We start from the raw sequence: 25,198 nt of genomic DNA, 5'->3' as shown, positions 1-25,198 counted from the left end.
ATTTGAGGCGTCATGAATAACATGGTGATTGTTAGCGAAACCATTCAATTGAGACCAGCGATTAAGTTGGTCAGATTATTGGTACAAATAAGTCGACTAACTTATCAAATAACGGGACCTTCTTTTTGTTTTAAGAACTTACGAAAATAGCGTGATTCATATTCACCATGATTGTTATAACCATAAGAATCATAAAAATCATGAGCGCCATATTTAAGGCGTTTTAAACTACTGGTGAGCTCAAGGGCAGTGCAACCTTTTTCCTTTGCGTGACGTTCCGCATAAGCTAACAATTGTTTGCCGACTCCTAAACGTCGATAGGGCGCATCAACCACGACAGTGACAATTCTGCTGTAACGTTCAGTGCAATGAAATAAATCATAAACATGAACAGCAATCACACCGATCGGTTTTTCGTCGACCAGTGCAACCCAGGCTGCATCATTATAGCCTTGATAGAGCGCTAATCGGGCAATTAACTGTTCTTCAGAAATAGGGTAACCCAATTGGCTTATTAAAGGTAATAACGCTTTAACATCACATAAGGTAACTTTACGAATTTTTATTTTCATAGCTTAATTGCTCTTGCGCCAATAACGCCTGTTTTAAATCAGGTTCAATCAATGCTGCCCATTGTTGATGCCCTGCAATTGATAAATGTATTTCATCATGAAAGTACGCGGCTGCTTGTGAAGCAGGAATAGATTGTAAGCGGTCTTTTAAATACACAACGTGTAGCTTGTGATCTTGGAATAATTGTTTTAGTGCAAGATCTTCTGTTTGCGTCTTGAGTATTTGTGAACGACTCGGTGAAATATAAATAAGATGGGTTTTACCTTCACTTTTTAAATACTCATCCAGTGCTTTTAAGTTCCTGACCGCAAGGTTTGCAATATGGGTGCGCTGCGCCGTTGTCATTTCATAAAAATGAATAGGAGGTACTTGGCGTTGTTGAATTTTATAAATGAAATAATGAAATAACTCTTCCAAAGCAAAACGGGGTTTTTTAGTCCAAAAGGGTTGTCCGCCAATGCGGGTTAAACCACGATAAAAATCCCCTTCGGGAAAGACGCTAACATACACATCGGCTGGCAGAAAATGCATTTCTTTTACCAGCGCATACACATTGTCAACACCCCAGCCATTGACACCAGCATTGCCACTTTCATAGCCTGCGAACGATTTGATTGCCAAAGATGAGAATAGTTGATCATTATGAATATAGCTTCCGCCATAGGTGACAGAATCGCCTAAAAACAGAATTTTATGCTGGGGCTGATTGAGATCCCAATCTTGATTTGCCCGTAATCCTAGATTATTAATTTTGACGACATCGTTCTTATTGCGCGCGACAAATTGATTAGGTTCAGGACGATAGCCATAAACAGGATGTGATTCATAAATCACAGGATGCCCCAAGCCAAACAAAGAGCCTGCAGCAAGCTCTAAACCCGCAATACCAGCTAATCCGAATAAAAGAAGCACCCCCGCTAATGTCAGTCGGGGGTGTTTTTCAAAAACACTTTTTTTCATAGAGTTAAAAGAGTGTATAGATGAAAGGTGCAATCGCTGAACCTTGGGTTAGAACGACTAAAGCGCCTAGCAAGGCCAAAAAGGAAATAATAGGTAACAACCAAAACTTTTTTCGTACTCGCATGAAGCGCCAGAGATCCATCATTAAATCTATCATTAGAAAGGTTTCTCCATGTGTTGAATGCTTTGCGATGCAACTTGTTTACGATAAGTTTTTAATTCTTTATCAAATTGCAGACCCAAGGAATCTTTACCTAATACACGACGAAATAATCCTATTGGTGTAATCAGAAAGAAAAAAATAAGCCCTAATATAATTCGAGTATTAATCCAGCCGAGTACGTGGCCGATTTTCATCCACGGATGATAAATAGCTTTTAACCAAGCCGGTTTTGTCATGGTCGGAATTAAAACTGCGATCCCTATGATCCATGGCCAAGAAGGTATTGGCTTATTAAAGAGTAAAGGAAACAAAAGGCCAAATGCGCCAATAAAAACGGATGCTAGGGTTAAGCCGAATTTTCGTAATTCTGGTATGGTTAAGCTTTGAATGTTCATCATAATCCTTAATCTAACGCAAATTCTTCTTGCCAACGACTGGTTTCTTGCCAAGCAGGTTGCTCCTTCTTGCATAGAACCAGATTTTCTAAAATCAGATAATCCATTTCCGTACGCATAAAGCAGCGATAAGCATCTGCCATACAATGAACAATCGGTTCGCCCCGAACGTTAAAAGAAGTATTAATTAAAACGGGGCACCCGGTGATTTTTTCAAATTGATTTAACAATTCATAAAAACGTGGGTTGGTTTCAGGGTGTACCGTTTGTAACCTTGCCGAATAATCAACATGGGTAATCGCTGGCAAAGTAGAACGAGGAACATTTAATTTTTCTATGCCAAAAAGTTGCTGTTCCGCCTCGGTCATTGCAACACGATGATTTTCTCGAATCGGTGCAACCATTAACATGTAAGGGCTTTTGCCATCAAATTCAAACCACTGTGAAACCTGGTCATGTTTAATAACCGGAGCGAAAGGTCTAAAAGATTCGCGATATTTAATTTTCAAATTCATGATGGATTGCATTTTAGGACTTCTGGCATCGCCAATAATGGAGCGCCCCCCTAAGGCTCTTGGGCCAAATTCCATGCGCCCTTGGAACCAGCCAATCACGTTTTCATTTGCCAGCAAATCGGCGACATGAGGTAGTAAAGCATCATCGGTCATGAAATGATATTTAGCGCCAATGCTCTCCAAGTAATCAATCATTTCTGCATTGCTGAACTTGGGCCCTAAGTAACTGCCACCCATGCTATCTTGCGCATCGGGCTCTCTGTCTTTTTGTAAATACTCATACCATACACTCAGCGCAGCACCTAAGGCACCTCCTGCATCACCGGCTGCAGGTTGTACAAAAATATCTTTAAACAATTTTTGACGATGAATTTTGCCATTGGCAACGCAATTGAGCGCAACGCCGCCTGCAAGGCATAAATAGTCGGTGCTTAATTCTTTTTTGACAGTATTCGCAAGCTTAAGCACAATATTTTCGGTAACCGCTTGAATAGAGCTTGCAATGTCCATTTCACGTTGCGTAATCGTTGATTCGCCTTGACGAGGAGGTCCACCAAAGAGTTCGTCAAATCGGCGATTGGTCATCGTGAGGCCGGTTGGATAGTTAAAGTAATCCATATTGAGGCGGAAAGTCCCATCTTCTTTCAAATCCAACAAATGATCGAGAATGAGATCAACGTATTTAGGTTCCCCATAAGGGGCAAGGCCCATTAGCTTGTATTCACCAGAGTTTACTTTGAATCCGGTATAGTAAGTGAATGCGGAATATAAAAGGCCCAGAGAATGTGGAAAGTCGAGTTCCCATGCTAATTCCAGTTTGTTTTGATTACCTAACCAAACTGAACTTGTTGCCCATTCACCTACGCCGTCTAAACACATGACGGCTGCGCGTTCAAAAGGGCTTGGAAAAAAGGCAGAAGCGGCATGGGCTTGGTGATGCTCAGTGAATAAAAGAGGAGGCAACGCTTTTATTGGCATGTTGCCAAGCTTGGCAAGCGATTTTTTTAAGAGATCTTTTAAAAAAAGCTTTTCCTTCATCCAAATGGGCATGGCTTGTAAAAAAGAGCGAAAACCCCGGGGGGCAAAAGCTAGATAAGTTTCTAAAAGACGTTCAAATTTGACCAAGGGCTTATCGTAGAAAACCACATAATTTACTTGTTTGAGAGAAACGCCTGCTTCTTTCATGCAGTATTCTATGGCATGTGTGGGAAACGCAGGATCGTGTTTTTTACGGGTAAAACGCTCTTCCTGTGCACAGCTGATAATCTTCCCATCTTGTACAATGGCGGCAGCACTATCGTGATAAAACGCAGAAATGCCTAAAATTGTCGTACTCAAAAGCGCTCCTTAATGTTCCCACAGTCCATCCGTCGACTTCCGTGACGGCAAGGTGAAAAAGTGTAACGAAATTGAATAACTAGAGCTAGTCTTTCCTCTGTATGATGATTGCGGCAGAATACGCCCATTCATCTGCTGGAAAAGACCATGCCCTTAATGACAAACTATAAAGAGTTGGAAAGTATACTAAGATGTCCATTGACTCGCTCCAACTTAAGTTGGCTGAATGACGGCGATTTGCAAGCCTTGAAGTCTCGAGTCCAAAAACAAGAACTTCGTTCATGCCATGCTTCTTTTGATGCTGCTATTTGGCAGGGTGCTTTTAAAGCAACCAAGTTTGATGTCTATTATTTGGTTGTCGATGACATCATTTATTTACTTCCTGAGTTTGCTTTGCAAAAACAAAATGTACTCCGTCTTGCAGAGCATGATAACGATATGACCAAACAATCAGTCAAACAGTTTTATGATAGTTTTGGCTGGCAGCAAGAAAGTGGTATTTTTCAAGATGCGCTCGATTCTGAAGATTTACGAGAAGTCTCAAGAGATTACATTGAACAATGTCATGCCAGATTAAAACAACATTTACCCGCAACCGGGCGCTATTTATTAGATGTTGCCTCAGGCCCCATTCAGTATGATGCTTATTTGGCTTATAGCGAAAATTATCATTATCGACTTTGTGCCGATATCTCTTTGCGAGCATTACAAGCCGCCAAACAAAAATTAGGTGCAAAAGGCATTTACTTATTAAGCGATGTAACGCGTCTACCACTGCAAACCGGGAAAATTGACGCCGCTATTTCTTTGCATACCTTGTACCATGTTCCTAAGGAACAACAGCTGCAAGGCTATACCGAGATCCAACGCGTATTAAAGCCCAAAGGCAGTTCGGTTGTGATTTATAGCTGGGGACGACGTGCTTTGCTAATGAATGTCTTGATGTTTCCTGTGAAGCTATGGTCTTTATTGAAGCGACTGCAACGCACAAAGCAAACAGGGCAAACATTATATTTCTATGCACATTCTTACGAATGGTATCGTCGACATATTCAGAGGCAATATGATTGTAAGCTGTATTCTTGGCGCAGCGTTAATGTGCCGTTTTTAAAGTTATTTATTCATCGCAAATTTGGGGGACGCATGTTATTAAAAGCCTTTTTCTGGCTTGAAAATCGCTTCCCTCAATTAATGGGACGCATTGGTGCTTATCCGTTATTTGTTAGCACTAAGCCATAAACATCAATGAAAACGGTTGACATCGTCTTTGTTACGCATTTGCCCGCTTTTTATAAAGTAAATCTTTATAATGAATTGGCTAAGCATTGCCGGCTATTTGTTATTTTTATTGCCAGCGCTTCCAATATCCGCACCAAAGATTTTACCCCAAGTGATTTTGCATTTGATTATTGCATGATCAATGAAGGGGCATTTGAAGAACGCATGAAGTTAAAAAGCCTCGCGCAACTTTATCGACAGTTAAAAGCTTTAGATTATCAGCAAATTATTGTCGGTGGTTGGGATCTATGGGAATTTTGGTTGATTGCCATGTTATTTCCTAAAAAGCGCAATGCTTTAGCACTGGAATCTTCTATTTTTGAAAGTAAGACGCAAGGTTTGGCCGGGAGCATAAAACGGTTTTTCTTGTCGCGTATCGAACGAGTTTATTGTTCAGGCGATGCCCAGCGCCATTTGCTGCAAGCCCTTTCATTTAACAAAGAGATAAAACAGACGCTAGGTGTTGGGATTTTTCATTATGCAGTGAAGAAAGCGAGTATCGCTAAAACCTTTCATGGAAAATTTCTCTACGTTGGTCGCTTGTCCCCTGAAAAAAATCTTGAAAATTTGGTGCAGTTTTTTGCGGAATTTCCTCAATATCAATTAACTCTCGTTGGACAAGGGCCATTACAACGGAAACTAGAAGCCTTAGCAGGAAAGAATGTGATATTGGCAGGGCATGTGCCAAACCAAGATCTTGCTGAATATTATCAAAGCCATGATATGTTTATTTTACCGTCTTTAAAGGAACCTTGGGGCTTAGTTGTAGAAGAGGCACTTTATTATGGATTACCAGTTATCGCTTCCAATCAGGTAGGTGCCGCAAAAGATTTTATTACGCGTTACCAGGCGGGCAGATTATTTGAACCAAAATCGCTACAATCCTTCGCTGAAGCATTAACGTGGTGCATTGCTCATTACGCTATGTTATTAGCGAATGTCGCTGCCATTGATTTTAAAGCACGTGATGAATGGCAAGTGAAACAATATCTTGAAACGGTGACGCTATGAAGATATTAGTGATACACAATGCTTATCAATCTCATTTGATTGGTGGCGAAGATATTATTGTGCAAAGAGAATTAGCCGCTTTAAAATCAACCTTAGGTAGTGACAATATATTCGAATATATTGTGAGCAATGATGACATTCGAATGTTGGCATTGGCGCAAAATATTTGGGGTGATAGGCGACATTTTAACGCCATTGCGACGATAGTGCGTGAACAGCAAATTGATATCGTGCATATCCATAATTTTTTTCCCTTATTAACCCCGAGCGTCTTTGCTGGGGCTAAGGCAGCTGGTGCTAAAGTCGTTCATACTTTACATAATTTTCGTTGGTGGTGTATGGCAGGTACCTTATACCGAGAAAATAAAGGGAATTGTGAACAATGCGTCGGTAAAGCGTTGGCGCTACCTGGTATTTTACATCGTTGTTATCGAAATTCTTGGCTACAAAGTAGTGCAGCGGCGCTAGCCTTCGCTTGGTATCGTTTTAAAGCCTATCAACAATATATCGATGCCTATTTTGCCTTGAGTCATTTTCAGCTACAAAAATTATTATCATGGCTACCGAAACAGAAATTGTTTTATAAGCCTAATGCCATTGTGCCTGCGACCCAATTATGCCCATTGACTGAAAAAAAGGGTTATTTGTTTGTTGGTAGACTTGAAGCAGCAAAGGGGATTGAATTGTTGCTTGCTGTGTGGGAAACCTTACCTTCCCATTTTCATTTGACTGTCATTGGCAAAGGTGAGGATGAAGCACGGTTAATTGGGCGCTACAAAAGTCCTCAGATTTCTTTTGTAGGGCAGTTGCCACACGCGCAAACCTTATCATACATTGCCAAAGCAAAATATCTCATTCATAGTTCGTTAGCTTATGAAACGTTTGGTTTAACGATGATTGAGGCTTTTGCACATCAAACCCCGGTGATTGGCTTGAATTATGGTACACGTAAAGAAATGATTGAACATGGTAAAAATGGTTTCTTATGTGCACAAGAAGAATTAGCACCCACTATTTTGCAATCGTATGATTATGCAAATTACGAACTGTTGGCAGCATCTGCCCTTAAGAGAGCACAACAGTTTTATATACAACCTGTCATGACACAACAAATGAATCTTTATCAAAAAATCTTACATGAAGACGCTCATGCATAAACCACTTAAAATATCGATTATTACGGTTTGCTTTAATAGTGCAAATACCATTAGAGAAACCTTACAATCTGTTGCTTCTCAAGAATATCCTCATGTGGAATATATTTTGATCGATGGTGGTTCTAAAGATGGTACGCAGAATATCATTGAATCCTTTCGTTCGCATATTAAAACGGTTGTGTCTGAGCCTGATAAAGGCATCTATGATGCAATGAACAAAGGCATTCAATTAGCAACGGGTGATGTGATTGGTTTATTAAATGCCGACGATCTTTATGCACATTCAGCTGTGTTGACGCAGGTTGCTAATGCATTTGAAGATAATCACTTAGATGCTTGTTATGCGGATCTTATTTATTTTGCAACACATTCGCCTGAAACCGTTTTACGTTATTGGCGCTCTAATTCATTTCAACCGGGGTTGTTTGCTAAGGGTTGGTGTCCGGCCCACCCCACCTTTTTTGTGCGTCGTCGCGTTTATGAACAGCATGGTGTTTTTGATATTCATCTTAAAGGTGGAAACGATGTTGAATTGATGATGCGTTTTTTAGAGAAACACCGTATTACGACGCGCTATTTGCCACAAGTCATGGTCAAAATGCGTTTAGGTGGCGTATCCAATAACAGCATCAAAGGCATTATTCGACAGAATCAACAAATTCTGCAAGCAGCTAAAAAATTAGATATTGCTATTTCACCATGGTCTTTCTTTTTTCATAAAGTATTGTCACGTTTGAATCAATGGACTCGTAAACCAAAGAGAGAAGCCCTGCATGTCAAGTAGCCTCCACACGATATTGGTAACAGGTGCAACCGGCTTTTTAGGATTGCATTTGTGTCAACATTTATTAGATCAAGGATATCGCGTTAAAGCAGTAGGCCGGCAACCGGTTTATCCTCTTACCCATGAGAATCTGAGTTATCATCCCATTGAAAATATCGATGGTAAAACGGATTGGCAAGATCTATTAGACGATGTTGCTGTGATTGTGCATTTGGCTGCGCGTGTTCACCATATGAAAGATCGTAAAATGAAAGCTTTAAGCGCTTATCAAGAGGTGAATGTCAGAGGAACACAGCAACTCGTACGCCAAGCCGTAAAAGGGAATGTTAAGCGATTCATTTATGTGAGCAGTATTAAAGTGAATGGTGAACAAACGTTTGAAATGCCATTTCGTGCTGAAGATCACCCACAACCACAAGATGCTTATAGTTTATCGAAATTGCAAGGTGAACAAATTCTCAAAGAAGAAGCAAGACGTCAGGGGATGGAATGGGTCATTATTCGCCCCCCACTTATCTATGGTCCTAAGGTAAAAGGCAATTTCCAACAGCTGATTGCGTTAGCGAAAACACCTTATCCTTTACCATTTCGGTTACTTAAGAATCAACGTAGCCTAGTCAGTGTTTTTAATTTGGTGAGTTTTATTGAATGTTGTTTGCATCATCAAAATGCACACCGAGAGATTTTTTTAGTTTCTGATAATCAGGATTTATCAACGTCACAATTGTTGTTGGCGTTGCGTAAGGCTTTGGGACGAGGTGGGCGATTATTCCCCTTCCCCTTATTCGTGCTCAAATTATTCGGCTTGCTCACGGGTAAACGCCGTCAGGTAGGGCGAATAACCGAATCATTACAAGTTAATATTGAGAAATCTACTCGACTATTGAACTGGCTACCGCCTGTGACGGTTGAAGAAGCTTTAAAAATGACGGTTGCTGAATCTTTGAAGTGACATTTTCCGGTCAGATTGCCTTATAATGCGCAATCTCGTTGATATGGATTAAATTTAGGTTGTTCGTTTGACTTACGTTCTTGATTTAAAACGCTTATGGTCCGATCGCTTAGCGATCACCGAAAGCCAGCGCAAAGCGGCCGCTAGTGTTCATTTAGATCCGAGACAAAAAATGGTATCGGTCATTGTCGCTATTCAAAGCGATGATCTACAAGTAATGAAAACCTTACAATCTGCTATCACGCAATTGATGGTAAGAGAGCTCATTATTGTTAACGGTAGTCATTCAAGCTTGATGGAAGATGCGTTAACGCAATTTGCTTATCAATATCCACGTGCCATTTTGGTCGATGGGCACAACGTTTGTGGTCTTGCTGAGGCTTATAATTTAGGGGCGCAATATGCTTCTACGCCTTTTGCCTTATTTTTAAGTGCTTATGGTTTATTGCAAAAGAATGCCATTATGCAGCTATTAGCCATTGGGATCCGTAAACCCGGTGCATGGGTTGTGGGGGCTGCATTAACCAAGAGAGAACAAAAACATCATCTGCCCTCGCAGTTTATGAAGAATTTTAAGACATTAACAACGAATGAAGTACCCGAAGTCTCATTGGTAGGAGGGGGGCTTTATGCACAAGTGGTATCAGCAGAGTGTTTATTGCTTCCTATGCGCACTTTTGCGCAGCTGAAAGGTTTTGATAAGCGCTGTTATCACACGACCTTTCATTGGGATCTGTGTTTGCGGGTTCACCAAATGGGAGGGGATGTTTTCCAAGCGCCTGAAGCCGTTTTGGCAATCGCTAATCCTGCTTTGCGCTCTAGAAGATTATTCAAGCAAGAATGGCAATCTTTCTTAGGGTGGAGCCATTTTTATCAGAAAAACTTTAGTGAACTGACAAATATTTTTTCACGTAGTTTCTTCTACCTAGCGCTAACCTTATCGAGTACTATTTCTTTCGGTAACCGACTAATTAATTTGCTGACTAAACGCGAAACGACGCCAAAACGTAAAATGGCCTGAAGGCTCTGCGAAGGGTGCTTAACTTAGTCGCCAATAATATGATAAGCTTTGCGGGCTTTTAACGCTTGAATTTTGAGCGAATAAGTATATCCTATGGTGATCTCGTCGGTCCCTCCGCAATGATACACTATGAACCCCGCCAGGCCCGGAAGGGAGCAACGGTAGTAGTGGACTCATGTGCCGGAGTGTGGCTGACGAGGTTGCCGCCAACCTCAAACCAATACCTTTACTTAACAAAGGATGTGTTGTGGCCTATCAAGTGTTAGCGCGTCAATGGCGACCCAAAACTTTCTCGAGCTTGCGTGGTCAAGAACAAGTCACCCGTGCATTAACGAATGCTTTAAAACGACAGCAAGTTCATCATGCTTATCTTTTTACTGGAACGCGAGGGGTGGGTAAGACAACCATTGCTCGCATTTTAGCCAAAGCGCTTAACTGTCAAAAAGGCATTACACCAGAACCTTGCGGTGAGTGCGCTGCTTGCATTGAAATTGATAATGGACGCAGTGTTGATTTGATTGAGGTGGATGGCGCATCCAGAACCCGTGTCGAAGATACACGAGAATTATTAGATAATGTGCAATATGCCCCAACGGCTTCACGTTTTAAAATCTATCTCATCGATGAAGTTCATATGCTATCAGGGCATAGCTTTAATGCACTGTTAAAAACGTTAGAAGAACCCCCAGCACACGTTAAGTTTATTTTAGCAACAACCGATCCAGAGAGGATCCCTGTCACGGTATTATCGCGTTGTTTGCGTTTGAGTCTTAAAGCCCTCTCCTCAGCCGATATCTTCGCGCAGTTACAAGATATCGTGAATAATGAAAAAATCCCTTATGAGCTTGGCGCATTGCAACGAATTGCCCGCCTGGGAGCAGGGAGTATGCGTGATGCTATTAGTTTATTGGAACAAGCAATTGCTTATAGCAACCTTGAATTGAAAACCAATGAAGTCGATGAATTATTTGGCTTAAGTTATTATCGATATTTACCTTCATTGTTGCAGGCACTGGCTGACGAAGATTTGAAACAATGTTTAGCTATTGTTGAAGAAATCGCGACAGTGGGTGCTGATTATGAAAAAATATTAGGTTCATTATTACAGAGCTTACATGCCATTGCCTTAGCGCAAGCTTTACCCGAAGAATCAGCCTCATTGGCAGCTTTAGCAGAAATTGATGAAGCAACCTTAGCCGTTAAAGATAAATTAAGCCAAGAAGCGGTACAGCTTTTATATCAGATTGGTCTAACAAGCCAAAAAGATCTGCGTTTTGCGCCTGACATGCGAACAGGTTTTGAAATGACTTTACTGCGAATGGCTCTTTTTAAACCGCGCGAACTAAGTGATGGGAATAAAGTCACCCAGCGTCCTGTGCCATCGAAAGTGCCAGCGCCTCTCACCGTGCCGCCTGCAATGACAACACCCGCACCGATGATTGCAACAGCGGTTAGTCAAGTGCCCATTGCAGCACCGGTGCGAGAGCCATCGCCTGTGGTTGCGGTTTCTCCCAATGATGCGCCACCAGCGCCTGCTCCTGTTGTAGCACCTGCTGCTGTTTCCGTTCAAGCGAATCTTGCCTCCAGTGCATCCGAGATTAATTGGTTAGAGCTGAGTGCTAAATTACCGTTATCCGGGTTAACCCGCATGTTGGTGAAACATTGCATTCTAACAAAATGGGATGGGCGCAATATGGTATTAACCTTAGAAGAATCGCAAAAGACGCTGGTTAGCCCATTACGCCTAGCACAAATACAAGACGCGCTAAAGAGTCAGCTGGGTGTTGAGGTAAAACTGACCATTGAATTAGGCGTTGTCCAAGGGACGACATTGATGATGCAAGAGCAAACGCAATTAGCCGAGCGTCAGCAACAAGCCGTGCGCTCTGTTGAAGAAGATCCAATAGTACAATCTTTAGTATCGACTTTCGATGCTAAAGTTGAAGATATTAAAGCCGTTTGAGGTACGAAAAGATGGATAACAATAATATTGATTTAAAAGCCATGATGAACACCCTATTGCAAAATGCGCAAAAGATACAAGAAAATATGCGCCATCAAAGTGACAAAATTGTAACAGGGCAGGCTGGGGGCGATTTAGTTATTGTGGATGTGAATCTAAAAATGCAAATAACTCGTCTAGCACTGGCACCTACTTTATTTGAAGAAAAACCCGAAGTCATTAGTGAACTCATTATGGGCGCTGTGAACCAAGCATTACAAAATGCAGGGCAAATGGTCAAGCAAGAGATGATGGAAGCGACTAAACAAATGGGCGGAGGAAATTTTGGCTTTTAGCCCGCTTGTTAAACAATTAATCGAGGCATTGCGAGTGCTACCGGGTGTTGGGCCTAAAAGTGCGCAGCGCATGGCATTTTACTTGCTCGAGCGTGAGAGAGATGGCGCGCAGCGTTTAGCACAAATGCTCTCGTTAGCGATTAAACAAGTCGGTAAATGCGAAAAGTGTCGTTCGTTATGTGAACAGCCTTTATGCGCTATCTGTGAAAATAAAAACCGTGATCGCAGCTTATTGTGTATCGTGGAAGGACCTGCCCATCTTGCCGCTATTGAGCAAACCGGTGGGTTTCATGGGATTTATTTTGTATTGACAGGTCACTTGTCGCCTATCGATGGTATTGGGCCAGAGGACATTGGGATTAACGAATTGGTGGCTGTGCTTGAAGAAGGCACGGTAAAAGAGGTTGTCTTAGCAACCAATGCAACGGTCGAAGGAGAAGCGACCGCTTATTATATTGCAGATTTAGTAAAATCTTTTAACATACAGGCCACTCGTATTGCTCATGGCGTGCCGATGGGGGGCGATCTTGAGTACATTGATGGTGGCACTTTAGCAAAAGCACTCGCCGACAGAGCAACAGTCTAAAAAGAGAAACGAAAAATAGAGAGGTAAACCATGAACGTAGCGACAGCAAAAGAAACACGTGGCTTTGAAACTGAAGTCAAACAGCTGCTGCATCTGATGATCCATGCTCTTTATAGTAATAAAGAAATTTTCCTAAGAGAACTTATCTCTAATGCTTCGGATGCGATAGATAAACTGCGTTTTGCTGCTATTTCTAATTCAGAACTTTTTGAAGGGGATACCGAGCTTGCTATCCATGTCTCCTATGATAAAGATGCTAATACGATTACGGTTCGTGACAATGGCATTGGTATGTCACGCGAAGATACCATTTCTCATTTAGGAACGATTGCCAAATCAGGTACACAAGCTTTCTTGCAATCCTTGACCGGCGATCAAGCAAAAGATCGCAACCTAATTGGCCAGTTTGGCGTCGGTTTTTATTCCAGTTTTATCGTTGCGGATAAAGTGACGGTGAAAACCCGCAAGGCAGGGTTACCCCCAGAAGAAGGCGTTTGCTGGGAATCGGCTGGTGAAGGTGATTATACCGTTGAAAATATCGAGTTACCTGAACGTGGTACTCAAATTATTTTACACTTAAAGCCAGCAGAAGATGAATTTCTGAGTGGCTTACGTTTGCGTAATATTGTTGGCAAATACTCCGATCATATTAACGTTCCCGTCTATATGAAGAAAGAGCCCTATAGCCACTGGGCCGAAGGTAAAGAAGTGCCAGAAGATACCACCGAGCAAGAAGTGGTAAATCGCGCAACGGCTTTATGGGTTACACCTAAAAGTGAAATTGATAATGAAGCCTACTGCGAATTTTATAAACATATAGCGCATGATTTTGAAGATCCCATGTTATGGGCACATAACAAAGTGGAAGGTAAATTTGAATATACAACGCTGCTATATATTCCTTCAAAAGCACCCTATGATCTATGGCAACCCAATAAACCCCGTGGTTTAAAATTATATGTTCGTCGCGTATTCATTATGGATGATGCAGAACAGTTCTTACCTAGTTATTTACGTTTTGTGCGCGGGATTATCGATAGCAATGATTTGCCTTTAAATATCTCTCGAGAAATTTTACAAAGCAATAAGTTGGTCGATGCAATTCGTGCTTCAGTTATCAAACGAGTGCTAGGAATGCTGGCAGATTTAGCCAAATCCGATAATGAAAAATATCTTAAATTCTGGCGCGAATTTGGCCAGGTGTTAAAAGAAGGCCCTGCTGAAGATTTTGTTAATAAAGAAGCGATTGCGAAATTATTGCGTTTCTCTTCTACTCACAATGACAATGAAACTCAGGAAATTTCGTTAGATGATTACTTATCAAGAATGAAACCCGAGCAAGAAAAAATCTATTACATTGCAGCAGATTCATTTAATGCTGCTAAGAATAGTCCGCATCTTGAAATTTTCCGCGCTAAAGGAGTGGAAGTTCTCTTATTGAGCGACAGAATCGATGAATGGTTAATGTCACATTTAACAGAATATGAGAAAAAACAATTTCATTCGGTTGCCGCAGGCAAACTCGAGAATTTAGATTTTGTTAAAAGTGAACATGAAAAGGAATCAGAAGCAGATAAAGAAAAGAAATCAGCTGATGAAGCTACATTTAAAGATTTACTGATTAAGGTAAAAGCTGCGCTAGGTGATAAAGTAACCGAAGTACGCTTAAGTGAACGTTTGACCACCTCTCCTTCTTGTATTGTCAGTGATGAAGGGCAGATGAGTAGTCATATGCAGCGAATTTTACGGCAAGCAGGTCAGGCGGTGAACAATCAGCCGACATTAGAGCTGAATCCCCATCATTTGTTAGTTTTGCGTCTGAAAGATGAACAAGATGTGAGTCGCTTTCATGATTTAAGTGAAATCTTGCTAGATCAAGCTATTTTAGCAGAAGGTGGGCAATTAGATGATCCAGGTACCTTTGTGAAACGTTTTAATGAACTATTGCTGAATGTGGCACACAAAGGTAATGGTAATTCGACGAACTAATTTTCGCTTGAGGGCTGTAAGCCCTCGCTTTAAGCAAAATGGAAAAAAAATGATATCAAGTATAAAAAGTTATGTAGCCTCTGATAATAGAGGCTTCATTGATTACTTCCTTTTTTTTTATAGTCTGATTTTAGTTTCCGCTAATTTTGTCGGTGATCATTCTTTACGATTGTTTTACTTTAGCTGTTCATCGGGTACTTTGTTAATTCAGTTGATATTCTGTGGTGTGATTTTTCTGACAGAGACGATAGGTTTTCGCAAAACCAATTACATTATTGGTTATACAGCGGCTATCAATCTGATCATTGCCGTTTTTATCTACTATGGATTGTCGCTCCCTATCCCGACATTTTGGGTCAAAGACGATGTGGATAATATTGAAAATTGGCAACAATTTGGCATTGTCTTCATGTTAACCTTAAGTTATTTATTGAGCGCAAAGGCAATAGTCAAAGCTGGTGCCTTTTTGAAAATCAAATTGGGTAAAGATTGGCTGTTACTGCGGATCTGTCTGCTATTGCTTGGGGTTTTGGTGCTGGATATGTTAGTTTTGGCGCCCATTTTTCACTGGGTTTCAAGTGATTCTTATATTGCATTATGGAAAATGTTGTCTTTGCTATCCGTTAAAATTTGGTTAAGCATTTGTTCTATTCCCATGTGCTTTTTATTCGTGAAATTTTTCGGCCCCAAAGCTCGTTATTAAGTATATAAAAAGAAGCCGGCAACTGCCGGCTTTTTTATTGCATAGACATTTTGTTAAAACTTGAAACTAAGGCTTTGCACTCATCATCATTTTGTGCGGCACTGACAAAATCTTGTAGACCAACCTGCTCGAGAATAAGTTGATAGATTTCGGCTGGCAGGTTAACTTTTTTCTCATCAAACAAATTGAGTAAAAATTGCCATTTTGCATCGTCAGCAAGTGCTTTAGCTTTCGCGGTAACGATTTCTTCTAAGGCTTTCAATTGTGTATCGCAACCAATACTTTGCAGATAAACGCTATTTGAACCCACCTGAAGAGGTGTTCGTTGTTCGCTATCTTGCTGCATGAAGTTAGCACTATGTTGAATTAATACTTCAAAGGATTCTTTAGGAGCGTTGCATTCAACCGCATAATGTAATGGCGTTTTCATTTTATTACAAAGGGGGTTGATAGGCGATCTGTATTCCAATAAAGCAGCAATAATGTTAGGGAAACGAACGGCAAAATGAATGGGGAATTGCCTTGAATTATTCATCGATAACACGCTACCTCTATCTTTATCCAATAGAAACGTAACAGCATTGAGATGTCCCATTGCGCAGGCGACATGAAGCGCAGTATTGCCCTCATTATCAAAATCGTCAATGTTGGCTTTAAAAGAGATTAATAATTGCATCAGTTGAATATCATTGCATGCTGCGGCTTTAATAAGCGGGGTTTCACCATTATCCGTGTCTTGACAGTTAGGATTGGCAGCTTGGCGATGTGCTAAACAATAATGCGCATATTTATACAAATATTTTTGGTGAAAATCGGTGGTGTCTTCGTTAACACCATCTCTTGCTAAAAGTTCAATCAATTGCTTATGTGTATTGCCATCAATGTTAGAAGGCGTCTTACCTTCTGCTATTAATAAGAGATGTTGGCTATGAATTTGAGAATAAGTTGTTCTATTTGAAAATGTTAGCATAATATGTTGATAACCACGTTATATTGAGACTTTGGTAATATTAATCTAACTAACATCTGGTTGCAACAGTTTATCGGCTAAAGATTTCTTTTTATCCGTTTTTGCTGTGTACCTGCTAATAGTTCATCCGCAGAAAGAGGGATGCTATTCCAAGTTTTTGCTTTACTGATTCCCGCCAGTCTCTGTTGTACGTCTTGGGGATTTTTGGAAACAATAGCCTTTGCAAGATCTTGATACAGCTTAATTTCTGGATCATTGTCTTTATATCCCATCGCCGCCGCAAAATAATTAATGAGTTCAGGTTTGTCAGGATGTTCGAGTGCTGCAATCATGATGGGAGTTTTACCTTCATCATTTATGAGATAGGAGGCATGGTAAAGTGTGTTGTGTAGCCCTCTGTACCATCCTCCGAAAAGGGTATCAATGTCACCTAATAGCGTCAGATTTGCCGATTGTGCTAACAAATGTGCTGGTGTATTGCCATCGTTATCTTTAATGCAAGTGGGATCATACGCCGTAGAAAACTGTTGTTTCCAACTGCTACTATCTAATAATAATTTGATAACATCCATGCTGTCAGTGCGTTCTACAAGATAGTGTAGAGCTGTTTTTCCATGTGTATCTTGAGACGTGCGTCTTGTATCTAATGTCGTTTTATTAGAAAGCAATTTATGAACAGTTTCTAGATCGCCTGCTTTTGCAGCAGCGAGTAAAGGCGTATCATTTTCTTTGTCATCTTTACGGGCAGTAGAAAGTTTAACTTGCTGTTTATTCGTTAAATGGATTAAATTTTCTAATTCATCATGATGTTTTCCTAGTGAAAGAGAGGCTAATAAAATACTTAAATAGGTTTTGACCCCTTCGAGATCTTGAGCGGCCAATAGATCGTGGTAAATAGCTTCAATTTCAGCGGAATTGTTTTTAACAGTTAAGGCTTGTTCAAATTGCTTTTTCAATTCATCAATTGTTTTTGGTTTGCTGATTAATTTAGACACATTGCCAAGTTGCAATTTTTGAAACTCATGGGGCATTTGCCATTGCTTAGGAACAAAGCCTGGGATATTACCATATTGGTCAATATTGCGTTGAATTTCAGCTAGATGCTGGTAAGGTGCTTGCGCCATCCATAGATAAATAAGCCGTTGATTGTTAGATAATTTTGCTTTTTCTGCAAATAGCACGATAGCATCAATATTTTGGGTGAGTGCTGCAATCATGATAGGTGATAAACCGAATTGGTTAACTGTAGTCACGGCATTGACACCAAATAAGGTATCAAATTCGCTGGCACTTTTTTCATCTAATAGATAATTTAAAATCTCACTTCTGCTTTCAGCAGTTTCTGGCTCATTAAAAGCAAGTATATGCAGTGGCGTATTACCTTTTTTATTGAGATGAATACCTGTGTGATAGATATAAGAGGTATAACTTCGGCGAGAAATCAGTGATTGCACTAGATTTTTAAATCCCTCAATATTTCCAGCCTGTGCTAAATAATGTAGCGGAGTATCTCCGGTTTTTTCATCAACGGCCATTCTGCGTAAAGCTAAATGTCCAGAAGGTCTATTAAAAATGCCGATATTTTGTTCACGGGTGGCCAGTAATTCCTTAAGCATTGCTGTTTGATTATAATTTGCGGCCAAGATGAAGGCATTAACAGGATTCTTATCTTTTGCAATAGCATCAAGGCTAATTGGGAAATATTTATGATTGTAATTTTCGCTTGAACTGTAAACTTTTAATAGTCTAAAGATTTCGATGTCGCCAGAGGCAATGGCATCAAAAAATAGCTGATAAAGCGCTGTTTGCTTTTTCTCGTCGCTAGAGAAATTGCTATTCATATAAATAGCAATTTGATTGATTTTTTCATTGAGTTGAATTTGTCGCTGATTTATATCATCGATGTTTTTAAACAAAGGAGAAACCGATACCACCGGTGATTCTGAGATTTCATTGGGTTGAATCATTTGCTTCAGCAATGCTTTTGCTTTCTGATGGGCATCTTCATCGGTATATTTAAAAGGATGCATGAAGATACTTCGCTTCAACTCATCTGGAACCTGATCTTGTTTAGCCAGATTTTTTCTTTGTGCCTTAATAACAAGGCCACATATTTTTTCAGAGAACTGATGTAGTTTTTCGTGGTATTCTGCTTCAATTTTCAGGTTGGTTGGCAGCGAATAATACGTGTTAACCTGCATACGGTCAGGTTCAAATAAATCAGGATGAAGATATAATCTCGCTTGAAATTGACCCATGTTTTTACGTTCATCCATCTCTGAGCTATAATCATTATCGTACACTTCTGCTTTATGGTTTATTTTAAGATGGTCAATAAAGAGGTCTGCATTGTCTTTGTTCTCTAGCAAAGACTTTCTTTTGATGCCAGCTTCTTTGATAAATTCATCAGGGCTTTCAGTGTAATAATCTAGGGTTTCGCTAAGTTTTTCTGTCTCAACGATTTCTCCTATTGGGTTGTTGACCCCAGGAAGTTTAAAACCATAAGCGCCGCTTAACCAAGCATAGCGATCGATATCCTCAGCCGATAATAAAAATTGAGTCATACGGGCACCCAATTGATTGCTCAGTTCTATGAGTTCTTGATATTCTTTATTGAGTTCTCGAATCATTTTTTCATCTAAAATCACGCTGCTTAATTTGGGTAAAATTTCTTTCTCCCAACGATCAAAAGTCTGGACATTCCTATTATGTGCCCAAAAATCTAAAGGGCTTTCATTTTGTAATGGTTGAAAAGGGCTTAAACCACAACAAAGCCCTCTGCTGTGAAATTCGGGGCCTCCATCCATTATTTTTTGCGTTTCATAAACATCTTTTCTAAAATCTTCTGCGGTATCGTAATCAAATCCTTCTGAAAATAAACGAAACATCGCATCATAGCCTTTACCAGCAAATAGCGAGCTGAGTTCTCGAATGACATCATTACCGACACCTAAATTGGCAGACATTGCATTATATAATGCATACGAGCCTGCATTTTGCGTTTCTGCGAAGACCATTTGCTTTAGCTGTTCGCATAAATGTTCAATCAATTCCTCATCATATTGACCATCGTCGCGTTGAAAATCTGCGACGCGACCAAAAGTGTGAGCATCTTTGTGATAATAGAGCCATTTATCACCAACCTGACCGCCATTATAAAGCATTGCTCTAATGAGTGGATCTTGAAAATATTGTTTAATGTTTTCTTTTATTGAAAGTAAAGGATCATAGTTAGCTCTGAGAAAATTCTTAAGATGAACCAAACTGACCACATTAAAATTGATTTCAGTCTTATCAGAAGCTTTAACATCAAGTAGTTTATGAGCGAGATTTTCTTTACGCTTATAACGAGCAATCATCTGAGCACGATTATCATTTGGGACCATTTCACGAAGAATAAAGGTCATTTCTGTTTCAAGTTCTTTTAATTTATCTGCAGCTATTTCTTTTACTTTTTGTTGCGTTATTTTAGCTTCCTCAATTTCTTGCTTGAGCTTAAGAAGCTCGGCAGATTCAAGATGGACCTGTTTTGACACCATCTCAACTTGTTTAGCTATAAGACTTCGCAAATGTTGATTGGCTTTTGATAGTAAATTGATTTGATGTTCATATGCTTTCATTAACATTGCATAATGCATTCTCAAGCTTTTATCAAAAGAGGGATCTTTGTTAAATGCTTGGCGCATTTCTTCCAAAGATTTTCCCTGTTCTACGAAACGTGATGCTAATAGCTCAAGGTTGTGTCTAAGTTGTTGTTTTTTTTCTTCTTGCATTTGCGTTCCATTCTCTAGATTTTGCGTAATTTCTCTCATTTTTACGCCAACTTGATGGAATTTTTTGCCTGTTTCCAAGTAATTTTCATAAGTAATTTCAATACCTATACTAGTCTTGCCTTTATGAATGTCATGGATATTCGTTTTGCCTGCATCCTTTTGCGGAATTTTTTGTAGGTCCGCTAAAATTTGTTGGCGTCTTATTTGATTGATTTGTTGTTCAAATAAGATGACAGGATCGTTAAAAGGTAAACCTTGCCATGCATCATGAGCAACATAAAAGTTATAATGGACGCTGGTATGATGTAGATAAACAGTGGGATGAGTTGGATCGGTTTCAATGGTAACGGGAGCTTGAGCTTGTCTATCAGAAAAAACAACAACATTCATCTCTAAAATTTCTGCCATTTTTTTTAGCTCGTATTCTCCTCCCCAAGTATCTAATTTTTCTACTTCGTTAATATATTCATCAAAAGTTTCTATATTAGTTCTAAATTCTCGATTGTATCCTTCTATAGCTGCAGCAAAATCGCCACCAATATCATTGGGATTAAGATCATAATCGGCCCGCATTCTCCTCGCCACTTCTTGTCTTAGTTCATAATGGTTACTAATTCCCCGGGGTAATTGAACGCCCGCTTGTTTCGCGGCAACAATCGCAGCATTGTAACAGCAATTATTATCGCCAGGGATACGTACCTCATCTCGCAGTACACCATCATAGCATAGGCTATTTTTAACCATAACCTGATAAGAATTAGCACCATAAATTTTCTGCTCAGTGCTTTTACTTTCTTTACCATTTGCAACCTTACCCGTTAATTCTGCAATTTCCTTCTTTACCTCTTGCAATTCGGCTGTTTTTTCTTGAATAACGACAACTCCATCTTCTCCCAGCCCTTCAAGAGCAATGATCCACTCTTTTAACTCAGATTCCATTTTTTGTAATTCTAGCAGTCGCCTATTTTCTTCATCAGATAATTTTTTGGGTTGGGGAGGTTGTGGTGAAGTTATTGCAACTGGTTTTTTATTATTAATAAGGTATTGAATACCAAAGGGGGGCTTAACGGAAACTATTTGTTGTAAACACTTTTCAACCGAATATTGGCAATCTTCAAATGTTTCTAGATTAAGTGGTATTTCATCTCTCTTAAAAACGGGAGTAGACTTAGGATAAGTTATGTCGCCATGTTGTAGCGAAATAAATTGTTTACCAGGACCGATATCAATTTTATCTAGTGTATCACCGGTTGCTTCAAACAGTGAGACAATGTAATCCATATAATCAAGCGCTGATTTTTCGTCAAATTGTTTAACCAGACCACCAGCAATACCGTTATAATTGTCAGACATATAGAACATTTCAACAGATTTGTCTTGCAATCTAATTAACTCTAAAGCATGAACTTGACGCATAATCTTCATTTCTAGTGAATGTTGGTATGGGTTATGCGCAGCTTCGGCAATAATGGCTTTATATTTTTTAATATCGTCATTTTTAAATAAATGACTCATATGCTGTTTAGCAAATTTTTCAAAGTTATCTGCGCTGGCTTGTCGATACCTGCCACGTTTGTCACCACTATTGAATTCACTTTGTCTACCTGATATTTGAAATAACAAGGCAATCATTATTTTTTTTAGTTCATTTTCATCTAACGCTTCACTCCCTTTTACCCCTTTATTTTTTAACAGCTGATAATAGACAGGAGCATAGGCAACTTTTCTCATGGCATGGATTAATCCATGAAGCGGACGATCGATGTACTGTTTAGAATATCCTGGTTGCCTTCCACCATCACCAAAGCCCTCTGTGTAAGGCAAGCTAAGATGTTGCTCTAAAACATAATTAGCTGCATTGATGAAATCTTGGTCAAAATTGATATTTAAACTCATTCCAATACCCTCGTTGCACATTTTGAAGATTATGTGTAATTACAGTTTTAATTGCAGATAATTACTCAGGTATACGACATTTGAGGGAAAATATTAGTTCAATGATGTAGGGTGCAAAAGCCTTGTATTCGGGGGAATAAGACGGATAAATTGATAGAAAAATTTATCCATCTTGTCATGCTCGCATTTAATTCTGGGCTAAATACTTACGCCACCACTGCCATAAAAAGGGTGGTGCTGAAAACAGAATAATACCGCTTAAGAGGGTAAGGGTGTAGGTTTTTTCATCAAACTGGTATTCAGGTGGCGCAATGAAGCCTAATAGAAAAGCCGCAACACAAAAGAGAGCACCAGTTCCTGCCACTATCCAAACGCCATAATTGCCGCCGGGGATACGATAGATACGTTGTACGCCAGGCTGGGTATAACGTAATCGAATCACACTTAAAAAAATCATCAGATACATTAGAAGAATTAATTGGGCCGCTTGCACTTGGAAGATCCAATAAAATTGATTCATGGTGGGAATGAATAAATTCATGCTAATGAGGCAACTACCAATCAGAGCTTGCATCAATAAAATCACAATGGGTGAGCCATTACGGTTGGTATATTGCGTGATTTTAGGTAAATCATCATGTAAGGCACTGGCATGTAACCCTTTACTTGGGCCAATAATCCAAGTGTTTAATAAGGCTAACCCCCCGATCACTGAAAAAATCGCAAAGACCGGCACGGCCCACGGCATGTGTAAGAACTTGAAGAATTCAGTCATGGCTTGCATCATGCCAGAGGCAAGATTCAAATCTTCTTTAGGGATCACAATCCCAATCGCCAAGGCTCCCAACACGTAAATCGTAATGATGATGGCAGCAGAAATAAACGTGGCACGAGGAAAAGTGCGGGTGGGGTTTTCAGTGTCTTGTACATAAAAGGCCGCGACTTCAATCCCGGCAAAACCCAAGGCAATCACTGTAAAATAAGAAAGAGATGAGAGAGAAGAAAAATCAGGTAATAATGCCGCCGTTGAAAATTCTAATTGTACCGGTTGGCCGGTAGCAAACCACATTGAGCCAAGTGCAATAATAATCATACCTGGGATAAGACTACCGGCAATGATCCCAAGCGTACTCACCCAACCTGAGGTTTGCGTGCTTAAAAAATTGAGCAAGGTGCCAGACCAAAGCACCGTTAACATTACAGCCAACATATAATAGCGATTTTGAGCGAGCACCGGATCCACCACATAGGCAATCGCTGATGCGATAAATGAAAGCACGGTAGGTAGCCAAACCACGCTTTCAATCCATTCAAGCCATACAGCTAAAGCACCCGCTTTTTCCCCAAAGGCTTCTTTGACCCAGGCATAGACCCCACCATTTTTAGGCCACCCGGAGGCTAATTCTGCACAGCAAAGCGCAACAGGAATAAAAAACAACAAAGCCGCCAGCACGAGTATAGAAACGATAGAGAAACCATTTTTCGCTAAGGTAGGTAGGTTTCGCAACGCAATAATGGCTGAAACACTGATCATCGAAAGTGTAAACAAACCTAAGGCTTTTGCTGGACGTGCTGTCGTTGGGTTCACTTTGATCCTTTGGGTGCTAATATTGAAAAGGGTAATATGCCTTGCCTAAATGCAAAATGGCTGGCGTATAGTAGCACCCTTTATTGAAAAATTAAGCAGTTCACATAAGTTATTTGTAAGTTAATTAAGAAAGTGGCAAGGAGAAGCTATGCAAAAAATAATCGTAGCGGGCGCAGGCAGAATTGGGAGCCTGATTGCCACCTTGTTGGCAACCGTCGATGAATATGAAATTCATTTGCTGGACAGTAAATCTGAGTCGTTTAACTCTGACTTAATGCCAACCGCAAAGGCTTATCGGCAAGTCGTGTTAGATGTCACTTCAAAACAACTAGACGCTTATATTAAGAAAGAAAAGATCACTGCTTTGGTTTCGTGCTTGCCCTATACCGCCAATATTGCGCTTGCAACGCTCGCTAAAAATCATCACCTTCATTACTTTGATCTGACAGAGGACATCCAAGTTTCTGCGGCCATTAGCCAGCTTGCGCACCATGCAGAAACGGCCTTTGTGCCACAGTGTGGAGTGGCTCCGGGCTTTATTAGCATTGTTGCTAACGAACTCATGAAATCGTTTACCAGCTTAGAGAGTGTTTACTTACGTGTCGGTGCTTTGCCTAAACATACGAATCATGCCTTAAAATATGCGTTGACCTGGTCGCCAGAGGGCTTGATCAACGAATATGCCAATCCTTGCAATGCTATCGTTAATGGCCAACTTACTCAGGTACAACCCTTAGAAGATCTAGAAAGCATTGAAATAGATGGTCTTCATTATGAAGCATTTAATACCTCGGGAGGCTTAGGCACCTTGGCAATGACTTATCAGGGTAAGGTAAATACCTTGAATTACAAAACGATTCGCTATCCAGGTCATTGTGAAAAAATGCGTTTTCTGATGATTGATCTGAAATTAAGCCATGCCAGAGAGAGCCTTAAAACAATTTTGCTGAATGCGTTGCCCCAAAATGCCGAAGATGTTGTCCTGATTTATGTTGCGGTGAAAGGTAATCATAACCAAACCTCGGTTGAAAAAAATTATGTGAAAAAGTTTTATCCACAAGTTATTGCAGGTAAAACATGGTCTGCGATTCAAATAACCACTGCCAGTAGTGCAAGTGCGGTGATTGATGAAGTCTTACAAAATCCAAAAGCATTTAAAGGGTTAATCAAACAAGAGAATTTTGCGCTTGAGGCCTTTCTGAAAAATCGCTTTGGCAGCATTTATAAAAATGAAGAGGATAAGTAGTG

At 40.1% G+C, this 25,198-nt stretch carries 20 protein-coding genes and 1 other RNA gene; 13 read left to right on the top strand and 8 right to left on the bottom strand.

Annotated elements, in window-relative coordinates; all coding sequences use genetic code 11:
* Window positions 1-104 precede the first annotated feature (104 nt).
* From HT99x_RS12720 to HT99x_RS12700, 5 genes are read right to left on the bottom strand one after another with little or no spacing between them, the layout of a single operon-like run.
* Window positions 105-572, bottom strand: a complete 468-nt coding sequence (locus tag HT99x_RS12720) for a GNAT family N-acetyltransferase (protein ID WP_075067191.1) — start codon at window positions 570-572, stop codon at window positions 105-107.
* Window positions 553-1,533: an SGNH/GDSL hydrolase family protein gene (locus HT99x_RS12715; RefSeq protein WP_075067192.1), complete on the bottom strand. Its 981-nt coding sequence runs from the start codon at window positions 1,531-1,533 to the stop codon at window positions 553-555. Before HT99x_RS12715 ends, HT99x_RS12720 begins: the two co-directional genes overlap by 20 nt.
* Window positions 1,534-1,537: 4 nt before the next feature.
* Entirely contained in the window at window positions 1,538-1,690 is a 153-nt protein-coding gene (locus HT99x_RS12710; RefSeq protein ID WP_164468482.1) for a DUF5989 family protein, read from the bottom strand.
* Window positions 1,690-2,094: an SxtJ family membrane protein gene (locus HT99x_RS12705; protein WP_075067193.1), complete on the bottom strand. Its 405-nt coding sequence runs from the start codon at window positions 2,092-2,094 to the stop codon at window positions 1,690-1,692. Before HT99x_RS12705 ends, HT99x_RS12710 begins: the two co-directional genes overlap by 1 nt.
* A 5-nt stretch (window positions 2,095-2,099) precedes the next feature.
* Window positions 2,100-3,944 carry a carbamoyltransferase N-terminal domain-containing protein gene (locus HT99x_RS12700; RefSeq protein ID WP_075067194.1) on the bottom strand — a complete coding sequence of 615 codons (1,845 nt, stop codon included), beginning with the start codon at window positions 3,942-3,944 and terminating at the stop codon, window positions 2,100-2,102.
* 198 nt (window positions 3,945-4,142) lie between these two features.
* On the opposite strand from HT99x_RS12700, the gene HT99x_RS12695 reads away from it, so the two are divergent.
* The 12 genes from HT99x_RS12695 (at window position 4,143) to HT99x_RS12640 (ending at window position 15,723) form a co-directional block, all read left to right on the top strand.
* On the top strand, window positions 4,143-5,183 hold the full coding sequence (locus tag HT99x_RS12695; RefSeq protein WP_235528460.1) for a class I SAM-dependent methyltransferase: 1,041 nt from the start codon (window positions 4,143-4,145) through the stop codon (window positions 5,181-5,183).
* Between the two features lie 6 nt (window positions 5,184-5,189).
* Window positions 5,190-6,233: a glycosyltransferase gene (locus tag HT99x_RS12690; protein WP_075067196.1), complete on the top strand. Its 1,044-nt coding sequence runs from the start codon at window positions 5,190-5,192 to the stop codon at window positions 6,231-6,233.
* On the top strand, window positions 6,230-7,390 hold the full coding sequence (locus tag HT99x_RS12685; RefSeq protein WP_075067197.1) for a glycosyltransferase: 1,161 nt from the start codon (window positions 6,230-6,232) through the stop codon (window positions 7,388-7,390). Before HT99x_RS12690 ends, HT99x_RS12685 begins: the two co-directional genes overlap by 4 nt.
* A complete protein-coding gene (locus tag HT99x_RS12680; protein WP_075067198.1) occupies window positions 7,383-8,174 on the top strand; it encodes a glycosyltransferase in 792 nt (263 codons plus the stop codon). The genes HT99x_RS12685 and HT99x_RS12680 overlap by 8 nt, the downstream gene beginning before the upstream one ends.
* Complete coding sequence (locus tag HT99x_RS12675; protein WP_075067199.1) at window positions 8,164-9,126, top strand: NAD-dependent epimerase/dehydratase family protein; 963 nt, start codon at window positions 8,164-8,166, stop codon at window positions 9,124-9,126. Before HT99x_RS12680 ends, HT99x_RS12675 begins: the two co-directional genes overlap by 11 nt.
* A gap of 67 nt (window positions 9,127-9,193) precedes the next feature.
* Entirely contained in the window at window positions 9,194-10,147 is a 954-nt protein-coding gene (locus HT99x_RS12670) for a glycosyltransferase (protein WP_075067200.1), read from the top strand.
* 103 nt (window positions 10,148-10,250) lie between these two features.
* An RNA gene (ffs, locus tag HT99x_RS12665) (signal recognition particle sRNA small type) lies at window positions 10,251-10,347 on the top strand.
* Window positions 10,335-12,110 carry a DNA polymerase III subunit gamma/tau gene (gene dnaX / locus HT99x_RS12660; protein WP_200957152.1) on the top strand — a complete coding sequence of 592 codons (1,776 nt, stop codon included), beginning with the start codon at window positions 10,335-10,337 and terminating at the stop codon, window positions 12,108-12,110. The genes ffs and dnaX overlap by 13 nt, the downstream gene beginning before the upstream one ends.
* 11 nt (window positions 12,111-12,121) lie before the next feature.
* The gene (locus tag HT99x_RS12655) at window positions 12,122-12,445 is read left to right on the top strand and encodes a YbaB/EbfC family nucleoid-associated protein (RefSeq protein WP_075067201.1); all 324 of its coding nucleotides are present in this window, start codon (window positions 12,122-12,124) and stop codon (window positions 12,443-12,445) included.
* Window positions 12,435-13,031 carry a recombination mediator RecR gene (recR, locus tag HT99x_RS12650; RefSeq protein ID WP_075067202.1) on the top strand — a complete coding sequence of 199 codons (597 nt, stop codon included), beginning with the start codon at window positions 12,435-12,437 and terminating at the stop codon, window positions 13,029-13,031. Before HT99x_RS12655 ends, recR begins: the two co-directional genes overlap by 11 nt.
* Window positions 13,032-13,061: 30 nt before the next feature.
* Window positions 13,062-15,020, top strand: coding sequence for a molecular chaperone HtpG (htpG, locus tag HT99x_RS12645; RefSeq protein WP_075067203.1), 1,959 nt, complete (start codon window positions 13,062-13,064; stop codon window positions 15,018-15,020).
* A gap of 49 nt (window positions 15,021-15,069) precedes the next feature.
* Window positions 15,070-15,723: a hypothetical protein gene (locus tag HT99x_RS12640; RefSeq protein WP_139016635.1), complete on the top strand. Its 654-nt coding sequence runs from the start codon at window positions 15,070-15,072 to the stop codon at window positions 15,721-15,723.
* A gap of 34 nt (window positions 15,724-15,757) precedes the next feature.
* Here HT99x_RS12640 and HT99x_RS12635 read toward each other — a convergent pair whose 3' ends face one another.
* The 3 genes from HT99x_RS12635 to HT99x_RS12625 form a co-directional block, all read right to left on the bottom strand.
* Window positions 15,758-16,693 (bottom strand): ankyrin repeat domain-containing protein, encoded by a 936-nt coding sequence (locus HT99x_RS12635; RefSeq protein WP_075067205.1) that lies wholly within the window; start codon window positions 16,691-16,693, stop codon window positions 15,758-15,760.
* 77 nt (window positions 16,694-16,770) lie between these two features.
* On the bottom strand, window positions 16,771-22,362 hold the full coding sequence (locus HT99x_RS12630) for a SidE phosphodiesterase domain-containing protein (RefSeq protein WP_075067206.1): 5,592 nt from the start codon (window positions 22,360-22,362) through the stop codon (window positions 16,771-16,773).
* A 187-nt stretch (window positions 22,363-22,549) separates the two neighbouring features.
* Entirely contained in the window at window positions 22,550-23,950 is a 1,401-nt protein-coding gene (locus HT99x_RS12625) for an amino acid permease (RefSeq protein ID WP_083482956.1), read from the bottom strand.
* A gap of 148 nt (window positions 23,951-24,098) precedes the next feature.
* On the opposite strand from HT99x_RS12625, the gene HT99x_RS12620 reads away from it, so the two are divergent.
* Complete coding sequence (locus HT99x_RS12620; RefSeq protein WP_075067207.1) at window positions 24,099-25,196, top strand: saccharopine dehydrogenase family protein; 1,098 nt, start codon at window positions 24,099-24,101, stop codon at window positions 25,194-25,196.
* The last annotated feature ends 2 nt before the right edge of the window (window positions 25,197-25,198 follow it).

Origin of the sequence: Candidatus Berkiella aquae (assembly GCF_001431295.2) — a bacterium.
In the GTDB taxonomy this organism is placed as follows: Bacteria; Pseudomonadota; Gammaproteobacteria; order Berkiellales; family Berkiellaceae; genus Berkiella; species Berkiella aquae.
Note: the sequence above shows the minus strand (reverse complement) of the source record. Positions and strands in the feature narration are given on the sequence as shown.

Excerpts from the sequence above, each read along its gene's own strand:
- HT99x_RS12635 (WP_075067205.1), bottom strand. The coding sequence starts at position 16,693 with ATGCTAACATTTTCAAATAGAACAACTTATTCTCAAATTCATAGCCAA.
- HT99x_RS12640 (WP_139016635.1), top strand. The coding sequence starts at position 15,070 with ATGATATCAAGTATAAAAAGTTATGTAGCCTCTGATAATAGAGGCTTC.
- HT99x_RS12690 (WP_075067196.1), top strand. The coding sequence starts at position 5,190 with ATGAAAACGGTTGACATCGTCTTTGTTACGCATTTGCCCGCTTTTTAT.
- HT99x_RS12630 (WP_075067206.1), bottom strand. The coding sequence starts at position 22,362 with ATGAGTTTAAATATCAATTTTGACCAAGATTTCATCAATGCAGCTAAT.
- HT99x_RS12710 (WP_164468482.1), bottom strand. The coding sequence starts at position 1,690 with ATGATAGATTTAATGATGGATCTCTGGCGCTTCATGCGAGTACGAAAA.
- htpG (WP_075067203.1), top strand. The coding sequence starts at position 13,062 with ATGAACGTAGCGACAGCAAAAGAAACACGTGGCTTTGAAACTGAAGTC.
- HT99x_RS12715 (WP_075067192.1), bottom strand. The coding sequence starts at position 1,533 with ATGAAAAAAAGTGTTTTTGAAAAACACCCCCGACTGACATTAGCGGGG.
- HT99x_RS12620 (WP_075067207.1), top strand. The coding sequence starts at position 24,099 with ATGCAAAAAATAATCGTAGCGGGCGCAGGCAGAATTGGGAGCCTGATT.
- HT99x_RS12685 (WP_075067197.1), top strand. The coding sequence starts at position 6,230 with ATGAAGATATTAGTGATACACAATGCTTATCAATCTCATTTGATTGGT.
- HT99x_RS12705 (WP_075067193.1), bottom strand. The coding sequence starts at position 2,094 with ATGATGAACATTCAAAGCTTAACCATACCAGAATTACGAAAATTCGGC.
- HT99x_RS12680 (WP_075067198.1), top strand. The coding sequence starts at position 7,383 with ATGCATAAACCACTTAAAATATCGATTATTACGGTTTGCTTTAATAGT.
- HT99x_RS12675 (WP_075067199.1), top strand. The coding sequence starts at position 8,164 with ATGTCAAGTAGCCTCCACACGATATTGGTAACAGGTGCAACCGGCTTT.
- HT99x_RS12655 (WP_075067201.1), top strand. The coding sequence starts at position 12,122 with ATGGATAACAATAATATTGATTTAAAAGCCATGATGAACACCCTATTG.
- HT99x_RS12720 (WP_075067191.1), bottom strand. The coding sequence starts at position 572 with ATGAAAATAAAAATTCGTAAAGTTACCTTATGTGATGTTAAAGCGTTA.